General features: G+C 44.6%; 17 protein-coding genes and 1 rRNA gene. All 18 read left to right on the top strand.

What is annotated here, in order from left to right; all coding sequences use genetic code 11:
* The first annotated feature begins 72 nt into the window (after positions 1-72).
* Positions 73-537 carry a ribosome maturation factor RimP gene (gene rimP / locus WMO25_RS00490; RefSeq protein ID WP_015515095.1) on the top strand — a complete coding sequence of 155 codons (465 nt, stop codon included), beginning with the start codon at positions 73-75 and terminating at the stop codon, positions 535-537.
* Between the two features lie 31 nt (positions 538-568).
* The gene (gene nusA, locus WMO25_RS00485; protein ID WP_015515096.1) at positions 569-1615 is read left to right on the top strand and encodes a transcription termination factor NusA; all 1047 of its coding nucleotides are present in this window, start codon (positions 569-571) and stop codon (positions 1613-1615) included.
* A gap of 12 nt (positions 1616-1627) precedes the next feature.
* Complete coding sequence (gene rnpM, locus WMO25_RS00480; protein ID WP_015515097.1) at positions 1628-1894, top strand: RNase P modulator RnpM; 267 nt, start codon at positions 1628-1630, stop codon at positions 1892-1894.
* Complete coding sequence (locus WMO25_RS00475) at positions 1881-2198, top strand: L7Ae/L30e/S12e/Gadd45 family ribosomal protein (protein WP_117528802.1); 318 nt, start codon at positions 1881-1883, stop codon at positions 2196-2198. Before rnpM ends, WMO25_RS00475 begins: the two co-directional genes overlap by 14 nt.
* A 26-nt stretch (positions 2199-2224) precedes the next feature.
* Positions 2225-4945 carry a translation initiation factor IF-2 gene (gene infB / locus WMO25_RS00470; RefSeq protein WP_349083283.1) on the top strand — a complete coding sequence of 907 codons (2721 nt, stop codon included), beginning with the start codon at positions 2225-2227 and terminating at the stop codon, positions 4943-4945.
* A gap of 10 nt (positions 4946-4955) precedes the next feature.
* Positions 4956-5348, top strand: a complete 393-nt coding sequence (gene rbfA / locus WMO25_RS00465) for a 30S ribosome-binding factor RbfA (protein ID WP_015515098.1) — start codon at positions 4956-4958, stop codon at positions 5346-5348.
* Positions 5341-6312, top strand: a complete 972-nt coding sequence (locus WMO25_RS00460) for a DHH family phosphoesterase (RefSeq protein WP_349083281.1) — start codon at positions 5341-5343, stop codon at positions 6310-6312. Before rbfA ends, WMO25_RS00460 begins: the two co-directional genes overlap by 8 nt.
* Positions 6297-7217, top strand: a complete 921-nt coding sequence (gene truB / locus WMO25_RS00455) for a tRNA pseudouridine(55) synthase TruB (protein ID WP_253059573.1) — start codon at positions 6297-6299, stop codon at positions 7215-7217. The genes WMO25_RS00460 and truB overlap by 16 nt, the downstream gene beginning before the upstream one ends.
* 14 nt (positions 7218-7231) lie before the next feature.
* Positions 7232-8164, top strand: coding sequence for a bifunctional riboflavin kinase/FAD synthetase (locus tag WMO25_RS00450; protein WP_015515101.1), 933 nt, complete (start codon positions 7232-7234; stop codon positions 8162-8164).
* A gap of 353 nt (positions 8165-8517) precedes the next feature.
* Complete coding sequence (locus tag WMO25_RS00445) at positions 8518-9867, top strand: putative DNA modification/repair radical SAM protein (protein WP_349083277.1); 1350 nt, start codon at positions 8518-8520, stop codon at positions 9865-9867.
* A gap of 16 nt (positions 9868-9883) precedes the next feature.
* On the top strand, positions 9884-10672 hold the full coding sequence (locus WMO25_RS00440) for a TIGR03915 family putative DNA repair protein (protein ID WP_349083275.1): 789 nt from the start codon (positions 9884-9886) through the stop codon (positions 10670-10672).
* Positions 10673-10720: 48 nt separating this feature from the next.
* The gene (locus tag WMO25_RS00435) at positions 10721-11311 is read left to right on the top strand and encodes a Maf family protein (protein WP_015515104.1); all 591 of its coding nucleotides are present in this window, start codon (positions 10721-10723) and stop codon (positions 11309-11311) included.
* Positions 11295-12866 carry a hypothetical protein gene (locus WMO25_RS00430; RefSeq protein ID WP_250799799.1) on the top strand — a complete coding sequence of 524 codons (1572 nt, stop codon included), beginning with the start codon at positions 11295-11297 and terminating at the stop codon, positions 12864-12866. Before WMO25_RS00435 ends, WMO25_RS00430 begins: the two co-directional genes overlap by 17 nt.
* Before the next feature lie 111 nt (positions 12867-12977).
* Positions 12978-13235 carry a hypothetical protein gene (locus tag WMO25_RS00425; RefSeq protein ID WP_349083272.1) on the top strand — a complete coding sequence of 86 codons (258 nt, stop codon included), beginning with the start codon at positions 12978-12980 and terminating at the stop codon, positions 13233-13235.
* Between the two features lie 8 nt (positions 13236-13243).
* On the top strand, positions 13244-13462 hold the full coding sequence (locus WMO25_RS00420) for a hypothetical protein (protein WP_349083270.1): 219 nt from the start codon (positions 13244-13246) through the stop codon (positions 13460-13462).
* Positions 13463-13479: 17 nt separating this feature from the next.
* Positions 13480-13869, top strand: coding sequence for a DUF1963 domain-containing protein (locus WMO25_RS18975; protein WP_494337427.1), 390 nt, complete (start codon positions 13480-13482; stop codon positions 13867-13869).
* Between the two features lie 3 nt (positions 13870-13872).
* The gene (locus WMO25_RS18970) at positions 13873-14220 is read left to right on the top strand and encodes a DUF1963 domain-containing protein (RefSeq protein WP_494337426.1); all 348 of its coding nucleotides are present in this window, start codon (positions 13873-13875) and stop codon (positions 14218-14220) included.
* A 506-nt stretch (positions 14221-14726) separates the two neighbouring features.
* Positions 14727-14890, top strand: a 16S ribosomal RNA gene (locus WMO25_RS00410); the annotation flags it as partial.

Raw genomic sequence — 14890 nt, 5'->3', positions numbered from 1 at the left:
TAGCAAAGAGTGGGCGCAAGTCCACTCTTTGTACGTGTTAAGGAATCTTAATTCGGGAAGGAAGTGAGTTACATGGCAAAGAAAGATTATGAAAGCAGGACTGAGGCAATGCTCATGCCGATCGTCGAGGCGAAAGGATTTGAACTTGTCGATGTAGAATGGGTGAAAGAAGGTGCCAACTGGTATCTGCGTGCCTATATTGACAAGGAGAATGGGATTACAGTAGATGACTGCGAAGAAGTCAGCCGGGCGCTCAGTGATTTACTGGATGAAGAGGACTTTATTTCGGAAAACTATATTCTGGAAGTCAGTTCACCGGGTCTTGATCGTCCTCTGAAGAAAGAGAAGGATTTTGCGAGAAGCATCGGCAAGGATGTTGAAGTGAAATTGTTCAAAGCAATTAATAAAGAAAAGGAATTCGTCGGTATTTTGAAAGCATACGATGAAGATACGGTGACACTGGAAATGGAAGATGAAACCGAGATGCAGTTTAAACGTTCCGATATTGCGCGCATCCGGCTTGCATTCTTCTTCTGATAGAACAGACATAGAGGAGGAATTTAAAAAAATGAATGAAGGTAAAGAGTTAATCAAGGCATTGGATGATATAGAAAAAGAGAAAGGCATCAGCAAAGATATTCTGCTTGAAGCTATTGAGAATTCTCTTGTCGCTGCCTGCAAGAATGAGTACGGCAAAGCAGATAACATCCGTGTGACTATGAATCGTGAGACAGGTGAAGTCAAAGTTTTTGCAGATAAGACAGTTGTAGAAGAAGTGGAAGATCCTGAAATGGAGATCAGTGTTGCGGATGCAAGACTGAAGAACAAGTTCTATGATCCGGGCGATATTGTTCATGTGGAGATCGTACCGAAGAATTTCGGACGTATTGCAGCACAGAAGGCAAAACAAGTCGTTGTCCAGAAGATTCGTGAAGAAGAAAGAAAGTCTTTATATAATGAATATTATGGTCGCGAGAAAGACATCGTAACAGGTGTTGTACAGAGATATAACGGCAAGAATATCAGTGTGAACCTGGGTAAGGTTGATGCGGTTCTGACAGAGAATGAACAGGTGAAGGGCGAAGTATTCAAGCCGACAGACCGTATCAAGCTCTATATTGTAGAAGTAAAGAATACAACAAAGGGACCGAAGGTCACTGTATCACGTACACATCCTGAATTGGTGAAGAGACTTTTTGAAGCAGAAGTAACAGAAGTCAGAGACGGTACAGTTGAGATCAAGAGCATTGCAAGAGAAGCAGGTTCCAGAACAAAGATCGCAGTCAGCTCCAACAATCCAAACGTTGATCCTGTCGGTGCATGTGTCGGTATGAATGGTGCCCGTGTCAATGCCATTGTTGATGAGCTTCGCGGTGAGAAGATCGATATCATCAACTGGAGCGAGGATCCTGCCGTTCTCATCGAGAATGCATTAAGCCCTGCAAAGGTTGTCTCTGTTGATGTGGATCCTGAAGAGAAGAGCGCAGCTGTTGTTGTTCCTGATTATCAGCTGTCACTGGCTATCGGCAAGGAAGGCCAGAATGCAAGACTGGCAGCTAAACTGACAGGCTACAAGATCGATATCAAGAGTGAATCCCAGGCTTACGGTTACTAAAAGGTGACGGCCATGAAGAAGATTCCTATGAGACAGTGTATCGGCTGTCAGGAAATGAAGAGCAAGAAAGAAATGATCCGTGTCATTAAAACACCGGAAGATGAGATATGTATTGATGCAACAGGGCGCAAAAACGGACGCGGTGCCTATATTTGTCCCAAAAGTGAATGTCTGCAGAAAGCCATTAAGAACAGAGGCCTGGAACGTTCACTGAAGATGCAGATACCGAAGGAAGTTTACGGACAGCTGGAAGAGGAGATGAAGAATATTGACAGATAAAGCTTTATCAATGATCGGACTGGCGACAAAGGCAGGCAAGATCGCCAGCGGTGAGTTTGCAGTAGAATCTGCAGTCAGAAAGGGCAAGGCATGTCTTGTCATTATTGCATCGGATGCATCTGACAATACGAAGAAATCATTTAATGATATGGGTGCTTATTATCATGTGCCTGTATACATTTATGGAACAAAAGAAAGTCTCGGAACACATACGGGACGTGGATACAGGGCTTCACTGGCAGTACTTGATGCCGGTTTCGGAAAGTCCATCAGGAAACTTATTGATACAGGAATCAATCAGTGATTCCGCCATTTTAACGGAGGTAGCCTATGTCAAAAATCAGAGTACATGAATTGGCAAAGGAATTAAATAAAAGCAGCAAAGATGTCATCTATGCATTAAAGGGACATGGTGTGGATGTAGAGAGCCATATGAGCACCATTTCATCAGAGAATGCAGATAAGATTAGAAAGTTCTTTACACAGTCGGCAGCAAAACCGGCTCAGAAGCAGGAAACAAAGCCGGCTCAGGACAATAGAAACGCAGCACCACGCCGCAATAACAATGTCCAGGGTGGTATGGACAGCCGCGGTAATTACAGCACACCATCAAGAGACAATGGCAGCCGCGACGGCCAGAACAGAGGTTATAACCGCGATGGTCAGAATAGAAACGGCGGTCGTGACGGTCAGAACAGAAGCTTTAACCGCGACGGCAACGGCCAGAACAGAAGCTTTAACCGCGATGGCAACGGCCAGAACAGAAGCTTTAACCGCGATGGCAACGGTCAGAACAGAAGCTTTAACCGCGATGGCAACGGTCAGAACAGAAGCTTTAACCGTGACGGCAACGGCCAGAACAGAAGCTTTAACCGCGACGGCAACGGTCAGAACAGAAGCTTTAACCGCGACGGCAACGGCCAGAACAGAAGCTTCAATCGCGACGGCAACGGCCAGAACAGAAGCTTCAATCGCGACGGCAATGGCCAGAACAGAAACGGCAGCCGTGACAACAGAGGTCAGGGTGGTAGAAACGGCGGCCGTGACGGCAAGTTCAATCTTGACAGTGCCATCAATAAAGAAGTTGTTATGACAAAGGATACAACAAGAGAAAACCGCAGAAACTACAAGGACAACAAAGATCGTGACAACCGCCGTGATGATAGAGATTTTGAAGGAAGAAATACATCCAGAAACGGCAAGAACAATAATAGGAACAACAATAACAATAGCAATAAAAACACAATGCGTAAGAAGCCTGTCAATGCACAGCCAAAGCCGGAACCGGTTGTAGAGAAGGTAACAAGCATTGAACTGCCTGAGACAGTAACAATCAAAGAACTGGCAGATAAGATGAAGATTCCGGCAGCTCAGATCATCAAGAAGCTTTTCCTTGAAGGTAAGATGCTTAATGTGAACTCAGACATCACATATGATGAGGCAGAAGAAATCGCACTTGAATATGATATTCTCTGTGAACATGAAGTTGTTGTGGATGTTATCGAAGAGATGCTGAAGGAAGAGGAAGAAAATGAAGAAGATCTTCAGCCAAGACCACCGGTTGTCTGCGTTATGGGTCACGTTGACCATGGTAAGACATCTATCCTTGATGCTATCCGTAAGACAAGTGTTACATCCGGAGAAGCCGGCGGTATTACACAGCACATTGGTGCCTATGTTGTTGAAGTCAGTGGTCAGAAGATCACATTTCTGGATACACCTGGACATGAAGCTTTCACAGCCATGCGTTTAAGAGGTGCACAGTCTACAGATATCGCAATCCTTGTTGTTGCAGCTGATGATGGTGTTATGCCTCAGACAATTGAAGCCATTAACCATGCCAAAGCAGCAGAAATCGATATTATTGTTGCAATCAACAAGATTGATAAGCCGAGTGCCAATATTGACCGTGTTAAACAGGAACTGACAGAATATGGTCTGATCGCAGAGGACTGGGGCGGTACAACTATTATGGTACCTGTTTCCGCACATACAGGTGAAGGTCTTCAGGATCTGCTGGATATGATCCTTCTGGATGCTGAAGTGAAAGAATTAAAGGCGAACCCTAATAGAAAGGGTCGTGGCCTGATTCTTGAAGCACAGCTGGATAAGGGCCGTGGTCCTGTGGCAACCGTGCTGGTTCAGAAAGGTACACTGAATGTTGGTGATAATGTAACTGTTGGTACTGCATTTGGTAAGATCAGAGCAATGATTGATGATAAGGGGCGCCGTGTAAAGAAAGCCGGTCCGTCTACACCTGTAGAGATTCTTGGTTTGAATGAAGTGCCTCAGGCTGGTGAAGTCTTCATTGCAACAGATACTGAAAAAGAAGCCCGTACAATGGCTGAGACATTTATCGCCACAAAACGAGAGAAGATGCTGGCTGATACAAAATCCAAATTATCTCTGGATGGTCTGTTTGATCAGATCCAGGCAGGTCAGATCAAAGATCTGAATATCATTGTCAAAGCTGATGTTCAGGGTTCTGTAGAAGCTGTGAAACAGAGTCTTGCAAAACTTTCCAATGATGAAGTGGCTGTCAAGGTTATTCACGGCGGTGTTGGTGCCATCAATGAATCTGATGTTACATTGGCTTCTGCATCCAATGCGATCATTATCGGTTTCAATGTTCGTCCGGACAATCAGGCGAAGATTATTGCAGAACAGGAAAAAGTCGATCTGCGTCTGTACAGAGTCATCTACAATGCCATTGAAGATATCGAAGCTGCTATGAAGGGTATGCTTGAACCGACATTCGAAGAGAAGATTATCGGCCATGCAGAAGTGCGTCAGACATATAAGGTATCCGGTGTCGGCACCATCATCGGCGGTTATGTTCAGGATGGTAAGATCGTTCGTAACTGCAAGGTACGTCTCTTAAGAGATAATGTTGTTATTCATGAAGGTGAGCTTGCATCTCTGAAGCGTTTCAAAGATGACGTGAAAGAAGTTAATTCCGGCTATGAATGCGGTATGTCCTTTGAGAAATATAACGATATTAAGGAAGGCGACCAGATTGAAGCTTTCGTTATGGAAGAAGTGCCGAGATAGGAGTATATAGATGAGAAAGAACAGTATAAAGAATACGCGTATCAATGGTGAGGTTCAGAAGGAACTGAGCCGTATTATCTCCCGTGAGATTAAAGATCCGCGCATCAGTCCGATGACCAGCGTTGTTGCTGTGGAAGTAGCACCGGATCTGAAACAGTGCAAAGCTTACATCAGCGTGCTGGGCGATAAAGATGCACAGGATGCAACACTGGCAGGGCTTAAAAGTGCCATTGGTTTTATCCGCCGTGAGCTTGCACGGACTGTGAACTTAAGAAATACACCTGAAATTCATTTTGTTTTGGATCAGTCGATCGAATACGGCGTCAATATGTCAAAACTGATTGACGATGTTGTTCGTTCAGATGAAGGAAAAGAACATGAAGGAGAAGAGGACAATGAATAATATTCTGTCCTGCCTGGAAGGGGTCCGAACAGTCATTATTGCCGGTCATACAAGACCGGATGGTGACTGCGTCGGCGCCTGTATGGGCCTCTGGCATTATCTCAGGGATAATTATCCTGAGATTGAGGCAGATGTCAGACTGGAACCGGTTCCGGAAAGCTATAAAGTGATTGCCGGTGTTGAGCAGATTATTGGCAGCTATGAAGATGATAAGGTCTATGATTTATTTATTGCACTGGATGCCAGTGACAAAGGGCGTCTTGCCGGAGCGCAGAAATATTTTGATACGGCAAAACACAGGATCTGTATTGACCATCATATCAGCAATCCGGGCTATGCCGATGAGAATATGATCGTGTCGGATGCCAGTTCAACCTGCGAAGTACTGACAGGACTGATGGCAATGGAGGCTATTTCTTATGATGCAGCAGTGGCATTGTATATTGGTATTATTTGTGACACCGGTGTGTTCAAATACAGCAATACAAGCCATCATACAATGGATATGGCCGGCTGCCTGATGGAAAAAGGCATTCCGTATTCAGATCTCATTGATGATGTTTTTTACCGCAAAAGTTATAAGCAGAATAAGATTCTGGGCTATGCCCTGCAGAAATGTCGACCTGTTCTTGACAATCGAATGATCGTGTGTGTGCTTGAAAGACCGGAGCTGGACCGTTTGGGTGCAGGACATGGTGATCTGGAAGGTATTATCGATCAGCTGCGTCTGACAAGGGACATTGAGGTGGCATTGCTTGCATCTGCCTCCGACACAGAGGCAAACACTTATAAATTCAGTATGAGATCCAATCATTTCGTGGATGTTGCAGCGGTTGCAGGCAAATTTGGCGGCGGCGGCCATGTGCGCGCAGCGGGATTTTCAGCAGTGGGCGATATCAATGAAATTTATCATACAGCAGAAGCATTAATAAAGGAGCAGCTGGATACATGTACGATGGAATGATTAATGTCTGCAAGGAAAAAGGTTTTACATCCCATGATGTTGTAGCAAAACTCAGGGGAATCCTTCATCAGAAGAAAATCGGCCATACGGGTACGCTGGATCCGGATGCAACAGGGGTTCTGCCGGTCTGTCTCGGCAAAGGAACAAAGCTCTGTGATATGATCACAGACCGGGACAAGACTTATCGCGCGGTGATGATGCTTGGCAGAACTACCGATACACAGGATATTTCCGGACAGATTCTTACTGAAAAGGCTGTGAATGTCGATGAGCGTGAGGTCAGAGATGCAGCGGTTTCTTTTGTTGGTGATTATATGCAGATACCGCCGATGTATTCTGCCATTAAGGTAGATGGCAAAAAGTTATATGAGCTGGCCAGGGCCGGTCAGGAAGTTGAACGAAAGGCCAGACATGTGGTGATTAATGCCCTGAATATCACAGAAATACAGCTGCCTTATGTCACAATGGAGGTCTCATGTTCCAAAGGCACGTATATTCGTACACTGTGTCAGGATATTGGCGAGAAACTGGGCTGTGGTGCCTGCATGACGGAACTTGTCCGTTTAAAAGTGGGGGCATTTGATATTGCACATGCATGGACACTTGCTCAGATTCAGGAAATGGCTGCCTGCGGTGAAGAAGAAGTGCGCAGACATATTGTGCCTGTCGAAGAAATGCTTTCGGATTATCCGGAATTTAAAACGACAGATGCATTTTCGGATAAAATGCTTGCCAACGGCAACTGGCTGCCAAGGGAACAGGTTGCAACCTCCGGCGGTGATGCGTCCGCTGTACTCAAAGACGGAATGCAGGTGCGCATGTACAGCAGCACAGGTAATTTTACGGCGATTTATCAGTATGTGGCCGTCAAAAACAGCTTAAAAAATATAAAAATGTTTGTATAGAGGTAGCATTGGTCATGATTTATTTTAGAGGAACAAAGGATATACATCTTGATCACACCGTGGTTGCCCTTGGAAAATTCGACGGACTGCATCGGGGACATCAGCTTTTGATCAATAAATTAAAAGAATATGGCAAAAAGGGTTTTCAGACCGTTGTCTTTACTTTTGACTTTCATCCGATGAGTCTGCTGACCGGAAAGAAACAGTCGCTGATTTATACAAAAGAAGAGCGGCTTCGCATTGTGGAAGAAATGGGGATCGATGTATTGATCGAGTATCCCTTTACCCAGGAGACAGCGCATATGATGCCTGAAGATTTTGTGCGGGATGTACTTGTGAGAGATATCGGTGCAAAGGTGATTGTCGTTGGAGATGATTTCCATTTTGGATACCAGAGAAGTGGTGATGTCTCGTTTTTGAAAAAGCATGCGGCAGCGTATGGTTATGTTGTTGATAACTGTGAAAAACTGTGTGTACACGGCGAAGAGATCAGCTCAACAATGATTAGAGGTTATATTGCAGAGGGCAGAATGGAGACGGTCACAGAACTTCTCGGACGTCCGTATGAGATTAATGGAAAAGTTATTCCGGGAAAAGCCAATGGAAGAAAAGTTGATATGCGGACAGCCAATCTGGCGCCAGATGACATTAAACTGCTGCCGCCGGAAGGTGTATATGCATCGGTTGTTCAGATTGAAGGTATGGAAGGAAAGTACTATGCGCTGACGAATATCGGTCGTAATCCGACAGTTGGAGATCATAATGAACTTCGCATAGAAACCCATGTTGTTGAGTTTTCAGGCGATTTATATGATCGGATGATCACTGTGCGCATTTATCAGAGACTGCGGGATGAACACAAATTTGCCAGTCTGGAAGAAGTGAAGGCACAGGTCATGAAGGATCAGGAAAAGGCCATGGCCTATTTTAAAGAACATCATATCTGATGAAGGTGTATAAAGGACGCTCAGGGGAGTCTTCAAAAAAAGAACTGAAACAGAATTCTGCGTTAAGGACAGAAGTGTTTCGGTTCTTTTTTATTTTGTAACTGTTCAGAGACAAGCAAATTTCAAAAAACAGGTATAAAATGCGTAGCATTTTGAAGGTTAGCTCTGAACAGTTACTATATTTTTATATAGCATATAAAGACACGCCATACATTCAGAGTCAGGCGATTGAAGTAAAAGAAAGCACTCAGGGAAACAAATTCAAACATATTTTCGAAAACATATGTTTACAAATGCGAACATATGTGCTAAAATGAATAGGAACATATGTTTTTTTGAAAGGGCGGTAGGACATGGAGACGATATGGGACAGTCATCTGAATGAGAAACTGCGTATTTTGGCTGATGCAGCCAAGTACGATGCGGCCTGCACTTCTTCCGGCGTGGACAGGAAGAATGGCAGCATGGGAACAGGCAATGCAGTGGCCTGTGGTATCTGTCATAGTTTTTCTGCAGACGGAAGATGCATTTCTCTGCTGAAGATCCTGTTGACTAATGACTGCTGCTATGACTGTGTTTATTGTGTCAACAGAGTCGGTAATGATACAGAGCGGGCGACATTCAGCCCGGACGAGGTATGTACATTGACCATGGGTTTTTATCGTAGAAACTATATAGAAGGTCTGTTCCTCAGTTCGGCCGTTTACAGGAATCCGTCTTATACAATGGAGCTGATCTATGAGACAGTTCTGCGGCTGCGCACAGTGTATCATTTTCATGGCTATATCCATGTGAAAGCGATTCCGGGAGCTGATCCTCAACTCATCCAGCAGACCGGCTTTCTGGTGGACAGGATGAGTTGTAATCTGGAACTGCCGACAGCAGAGGGGCTGCGGAGCCTGGCTCCGAATAAGCCCCGCAGACAGCTTTTGAAGCCTATGCGGCAGATTCAGCAGCAGATTACTGTTTCGAAGCACGAAGTGGCGCTGTACCGGCATGCACAGCCCTTTGTGCCGGCAGGACAGAGTACCCAGATGATTATAGGAGCAACAGGGGAGTCGGATTATCAGATTATGAGTGTATCAGAGGCGCTTTATGGCAGATTTAAGATGAAACGGGTTTTCTATTCCGCGTATGTGGGTGTGAATGAGGATAGTCGATTACCGGCGGTGGGGACGCTGCCGCCGCTTTTGAGGGAACATCGTCTGTATCAGGCAGACTGGCTGATACGGTTTTATGGTTTTAAGGCAGCAGAACTTCTGAGTAAGAGACAGCCGAATTTCAATCTGCTGCTAGATCCAAAGTGCGATTGGGCGGTCAGACATTTGGAGGCTTTTCCTGTGGAGGTGATGACGGCGGATTATTATCAGCTGCTGAGAGTGCCGGGGCTTGGTGTGAACAGCGCCAGGAGGATCTGTCGTGCCAGGAGGTATGGCGGGCTGCGATTCGAGGATCTGAAGAAGATGGGGGTTGTACTGAAGCGGGCGATGTACTTTATTACTTGTCAGGGAAGAGTTTATATGCCTTTCAGAATGGATGAACGGTTCATTACAACGAATCTTCTTGGATTAAAGGAGCGTCTGCCGGAGAATGTTGTTCGCTCCGGGGATACATTCAGACAGTTGAATCTGTTTGATGATTATCACTTGCAGATGCCGGTGGAGCAGGAGGATAAGCGGCAGGTATTGACCGGACAGCTTTGATAGGGAGTGACTTGGAATGGAACAGAATAAGAGAATGCGTATTCTGATGTGTCAGAACAGTACAGAAGGTATTTTGTGCGGCGTGTATGAAGCTTTCACAAGTCGGTATGGTCATGCCTGGCAGAAGCTGGCGGTGGGCCCTTATGTGAACGGTGATCTGTTTTCAGATATTTATTCGGTAGAAGTGAATACAGAGAAGGCCGGGAAGGTTGTGAAGGCCATTATAAGCAAGATTTCGGAGGAGGCATGGTATCTGGTACATATGGCGTCGGAGGCGGACAGTCAGGAGAAGGGAGAGATTATCTACAGATTTCTTATTTTGGCCTTTGCCAATGGCAGGAAGGTTTTGAATGCGATGTCCATACCGGAAGTGATGGGACTGCATCAGCTGTCAAGAAGTGTCTCGAGGGAGACACAGCATTTATATGGTTTTCTGAGATTTCAGGAACTTCAGAACGACATTCTGTATGCCAGACTGGTTTCGAAGCATCATGTGGGAATGTTTCTAGCGGAACATTTTCAGGACAGGCTGCCCATGGAGAATTGGGTGATCCATGATGTGGAACGGGATGAAGTCTGGATTCACAGAGCAGGTGAAGACTGGCTTTATATCCGTCATCCGGACTTTAGACAGGATCCGCAGATGATGTTGTCTTCATCGGAACATGCTTTTACAGAATGGTGGAAGACGTTTACGGAGAGTGTGGCTATTCTGGAGAGAAGAAATCCGAAACTGCAGATGCAGATGTTGCCGAAGCGTTACTGGAAGTATATGCCGGAGATGTTTACAAATCCGGGAAGATAAAGTATAATACTTGTGATTTAAGTATTGCAGCAGGGAGGCTTTAGCAACATGAGAAAAATCATTCTGGCATCTGCATCGCCAAGACGCAGTGAGTTGATGAAACAGGCCGGTCTGGACTTTGATGTATGTGTCAGTACAAAGGAAGAGAAGAAAGGGCCGTGGGAACCTGAAGAAATGGTCAGACGGCTTTCAAGACAAAAGGCGCAGGATGTGGCTGAACGTTATGCGGAAGACTGCATTATCGTTGGAGCGGATACTGTTGTATCATGTGATCAGGAGATTCTCGGGAAGCCGGCGAATGATCAGGATGCTTTCAGGATGCTTCATATGCTGCAGGGACGAACCCATGAGGTGTATACAGGTGTTACAGTGATTGAAGGCAGTGCAGATGTAAGGAAAGAAACAGTATTTGCGGAGAAGACGGAAGTCACAATGTATCCGATGACGGATAAGATGATCTGGGATTATATCAGAACAGGTGAACCGGCAGATAAGGCAGGCGCTTATGGCATTCAGGGAAGAGCAGCTGTCTTTATTCGGTCTATTCATGGAGATTACAATAATGTCGTAGGACTGCCGGTGGCAGCTCTGTGGCAGTATTTGAACAGCGGCAAGGAGGAGAATGATGCTACATTATAGTGTTGATAATGAGCTGATGTCTGATCTTTACCGGGATTATCGCCAGATGAAGGGGGCTGAATATGCACAGCTCCATGAACTTGGTGAGCATTATCTTTCGCTGATTGAAGGCTACGATTTGGAAGAGAGTACGATCAAGACGCTTCAGGGACTTGTACAGTTTGAAACTGAAGAAGAATTGGAAAGCGTTGAAAACGGTATTGTACACGGCTATTTGACTGCGAAAGCAGCATTAAGAAAAGAACAGGCGGAATACAAAGAGTTTGTACGGATGTTCGACGGTGAGGAGCAGCAGGCATTAAATGGCCTGTCAGAGTATGTTGTTGGACAGAAGAAGATTCCGTACAAGATTAAGAACAGAATATTGCATGTGGATGTATTGAGTACACCTGCGATGTCTCTGGAACTGGATTTTGCAGATGTATTGATTGAAGACGGCAGACATCCGCGAGAAATTCTCATTACACATCTTTCCGGTGAATGTTTTGAACGAACGGAGACTGTGAAAGGCGAGAATGGTGCTGAAGAAAAGGTCAGTGTACCGTATTATCGTTTGTCATTTGTCAATGGTCTTTCAGAGGGACCTTATCAGGCGAAGGAGAGTTCTTTTGTCTTTAGAAGTCTGAAAGGTTCACTGCATTTATATAATTATGATTCGGCGATGGAGCCGTTGGATGTCGATGCGGATAAATTGCCATGGAGGATCCTGATGCATCCTTTGAAGGCAATGCTTGAGAAGGCACAGATACTTGGCGTTGAGTCGCTTGACAAGGATGAGCTGCGTGCCCTTCCACTGCTGTGTGTGTTTTACGAGCTGATACAATTCTACCTGGCACCAACGACAGAAGCGGGTATAGGGAAGAGCCTGATCCGTTTTGATGAAGATGCAGCGGAGAATTTTGCATTCAGTCAGAATGATCTGGAGGCAGCATGTGAATATCTGACCCCTTATGGTTTGGAGGAACTGACGGGATGGCTGCATAAGGCTATTGATGAGCGGGCAGCTTTCTGCCGTTATTGGATACAGTTTGCTTCCATGAAGAAAGCAGAAACATTATACGGCGTTTTGACAGATATACTGGACACTTGCAGCCAATATTACGAGAAAAGAGTGCTGCCATTATCATGCCGTAAGCATCATGGTGCCGTACGGCGGGCGCTGAATGAGTATTTCTGCAGACATAAGTGGAGAGGCGAATACCCGTATTACAGACGTGTAGAACCATCCAGTTTTCTGGAAGTGTCCAATGTTTATAAGCGCATGTACACCTATATCAATGAGAAACAGAAGGCATTTTATGTGGATTTCATTGAGGGTGTCACGGAGAATAGTTACAGCATAACGGCAGTTGCGGGATATGTACTGCTGAAAGACGGAGAGAACGCACGGGATTACAGAGCCCTAAATGGATATTTTCTTGACGGCGGCCGACGCAACAGTCATATTGTCGGGCAGATTACGATTAATGATATGATGAATGCGGATCAGGTGATTGAATTACTGAACACGATGATGCAGGATATTATGCGGGAGTTTGCTCAGAAGAGACAATAGACGCGATCAGTTATATTTTAGAATATTTGCGACAGATAAAACCTTACTAATTTTCAGGAGAATAACTGACGATTAGTAAGGTTTTTAGTCTATACGGAGAGCGGGGAGTATATGATGCTGAATTTGGAACAAATAAAAAGAGAACTGAAAAAGTATAATTTTGTATATGAGGAGAATGTACTGCCGGTACATGCAAACGGACATTATTTTTTATATGGTTTTTATGAGAAGGGGATAGCTATATTTGCACTCCGGCCTGATTGGACGATTGATGAGGGGGCTCTTTTTCCATGGGGAGATGTGTTGTCGCTCAAGGTGAAAAAGAGTTTGCTTTTTGAGAATACAATAGATATTTTAACGAAAAAATGAATATATCCATGAAGATCATGAAATCGACGGGTGGATGTTCATGGATAAAAGAGAATTTGAAGAAGCTTGAAAATCTGAATTATTATCAAAATCTTTCATTTGCATTTGGTGGGGCGGAGAAAGCTGATGATAATTGTGCAGCGTCAAGAGCGGGTCAAAAGAAAGCGCAGGAGCGAGAAAATACAACTGAGATTGTAGAGAAAATTTACCGGAAACTGAGATTGTAGAGAAAATTTACCGGAAAATGACGGAATATACAGCAGCCCCGATGGTGAGTTTTGAACTCGAAGAAGGGGATGCAGGTCTTTTTGACTGTAAGATTGGCGGCGCTTATTATGTGCCTGAGGGAGAACATCGATTGGAGAACAGCAGAACAGGCGAGGAATTGTATCTTCTGGCGCAGGTGAATTTTGCCCAGATTCCGTATTTGCCGGATTATCCTGAACAGGGGGTGATGCAGATATTGATCAGCAGCGAAGATATGTATGGATGCAATTTTGATGATGGCTATGACCAGACAGGGTGGTGCATACGTTACTATGAAACATTGCCGGAACGGGCGGAGAAATCATGTATTCATGAACCTGACTGGCATGAAGATACAGCGCTGCCTATGGAGAGAGCGGTAACATAACGTTTGAAACCTACTAAAATTGTTCAGACGATGCCTTTTGACGATGTGAATTTCTGGCCGGCCGCAGATACTTGTCTGGATAGGGAGCTGCGGGGATATCTTGAGAATGATGATGTTATGGATGGCTTGTGTGATATGTATGAGGAATATATGTGTCAGGTTGGTGGTTATCCGTTTTTTACACAATCTGATCCCAGAAGTGTCGACGATGGTGAGATATTATTATTTCAGTTGAACAGTGTGAAGGATATTATGTGGGGAGATGCCGGTGTCGCAAATTTCTTTATTGACAGAGAAGCACTGAAGAACAGAGATTTCAGCCATGTTATGTATAACTGGGATTGCTATTAATGAGTGTCAGCTTCCAAAACAATAAGGTGCATTGAGTAATTGCAAAATAACTAAAATACTAAGACTTTCAAAATGCGACAGGTAGGTGATACATACTAAGATAATGGGGTGATATTCATATTGTATATTCACATTCCGGTACAGTATCATACATTGAATGATAAGATGTACTGGGATGAGCTTTATAAGCAGCAATAAAATGTTTTATTAAAAAACTGTTGACAATTCAAAATAGGAGTGGTATCATAATCAAGCTGTCAGCGAGAACAACGCGAAACAGCACAGATTCCATCAGATCAGAAAGAAATTTGGAAATAAATGAAAAAAGCTGTTGACAAACTTCTTCCGGTTTGATAGAATAGACAAGCTGCTTCAAACGAGCAGTAACGAACTTTGATAATTGAACAACAAAACAATCCCGAAAATTCCTAAAAAGAATTTTTAAGAACACAAACCAAAGTAAAACGGGAAGAGATAACAGCTAGCTGTGAATCTTAACCAAAATCAAACATGAGAGTTTGATCCTGGCTCAGGATGAACGCTGGCGGCGTGCTTAACACATGCAAGTCGAACGGACGATGAAGAGCTTGCTCTTCAGAGTTAGTGGCGGACGGGTGAGTAACGCGTGGGTAACCTGCCTCATACAGGGGGATAGCAGCTGGAAACGGCT

The sequence above is a fragment of the Coprococcus intestinihominis genome, from assembly GCF_040096555.1.
In the GTDB taxonomy this organism is placed as follows: domain Bacteria; phylum Bacillota; class Clostridia; order Lachnospirales; family Lachnospiraceae; genus Coprococcus_A; species Coprococcus_A intestinihominis.
The sequence above is the reverse complement of the archived record's forward strand: the minus strand, read 5'-3'. Positions and strand labels throughout refer to the sequence as shown.

Coding starts and splice junctions, on each gene's coding strand:
- rimP (WP_015515095.1), top strand. CDS start 73: ATGGCAAAGAAAGATTATGAAAGCAGGACTGAGGCAATGCTCATGCCG.
- nusA (WP_015515096.1), top strand. CDS start 569: ATGAATGAAGGTAAAGAGTTAATCAAGGCATTGGATGATATAGAAAAA.
- rnpM (WP_015515097.1), top strand. CDS start 1,628: ATGAAGAAGATTCCTATGAGACAGTGTATCGGCTGTCAGGAAATGAAG.
- infB (WP_349083283.1), top strand. CDS start 2,225: ATGTCAAAAATCAGAGTACATGAATTGGCAAAGGAATTAAATAAAAGC.
- rbfA (WP_015515098.1), top strand. CDS start 4,956: ATGAGAAAGAACAGTATAAAGAATACGCGTATCAATGGTGAGGTTCAG.
- WMO25_RS00460 (WP_349083281.1), top strand. CDS start 5,341: ATGAATAATATTCTGTCCTGCCTGGAAGGGGTCCGAACAGTCATTATT.
- truB (WP_253059573.1), top strand. CDS start 6,297: ATGTACGATGGAATGATTAATGTCTGCAAGGAAAAAGGTTTTACATCC.
- WMO25_RS00450 (WP_015515101.1), top strand. CDS start 7,232: ATGATTTATTTTAGAGGAACAAAGGATATACATCTTGATCACACCGTG.
- WMO25_RS00445 (WP_349083277.1), top strand. CDS start 8,518: ATGGAGACGATATGGGACAGTCATCTGAATGAGAAACTGCGTATTTTG.
- WMO25_RS00440 (WP_349083275.1), top strand. CDS start 9,884: ATGGAACAGAATAAGAGAATGCGTATTCTGATGTGTCAGAACAGTACA.
- WMO25_RS00435 (WP_015515104.1), top strand. CDS start 10,721: ATGAGAAAAATCATTCTGGCATCTGCATCGCCAAGACGCAGTGAGTTG.
- WMO25_RS00430 (WP_250799799.1), top strand. CDS start 11,295: ATGATGCTACATTATAGTGTTGATAATGAGCTGATGTCTGATCTTTAC.
- WMO25_RS00425 (WP_349083272.1), top strand. CDS start 12,978: ATGATGCTGAATTTGGAACAAATAAAAAGAGAACTGAAAAAGTATAAT.
- WMO25_RS00420 (WP_349083270.1), top strand. CDS start 13,244: ATGAAGATCATGAAATCGACGGGTGGATGTTCATGGATAAAAGAGAAT.
- WMO25_RS18975 (WP_494337427.1), top strand. CDS start 13,480: ATGACGGAATATACAGCAGCCCCGATGGTGAGTTTTGAACTCGAAGAA.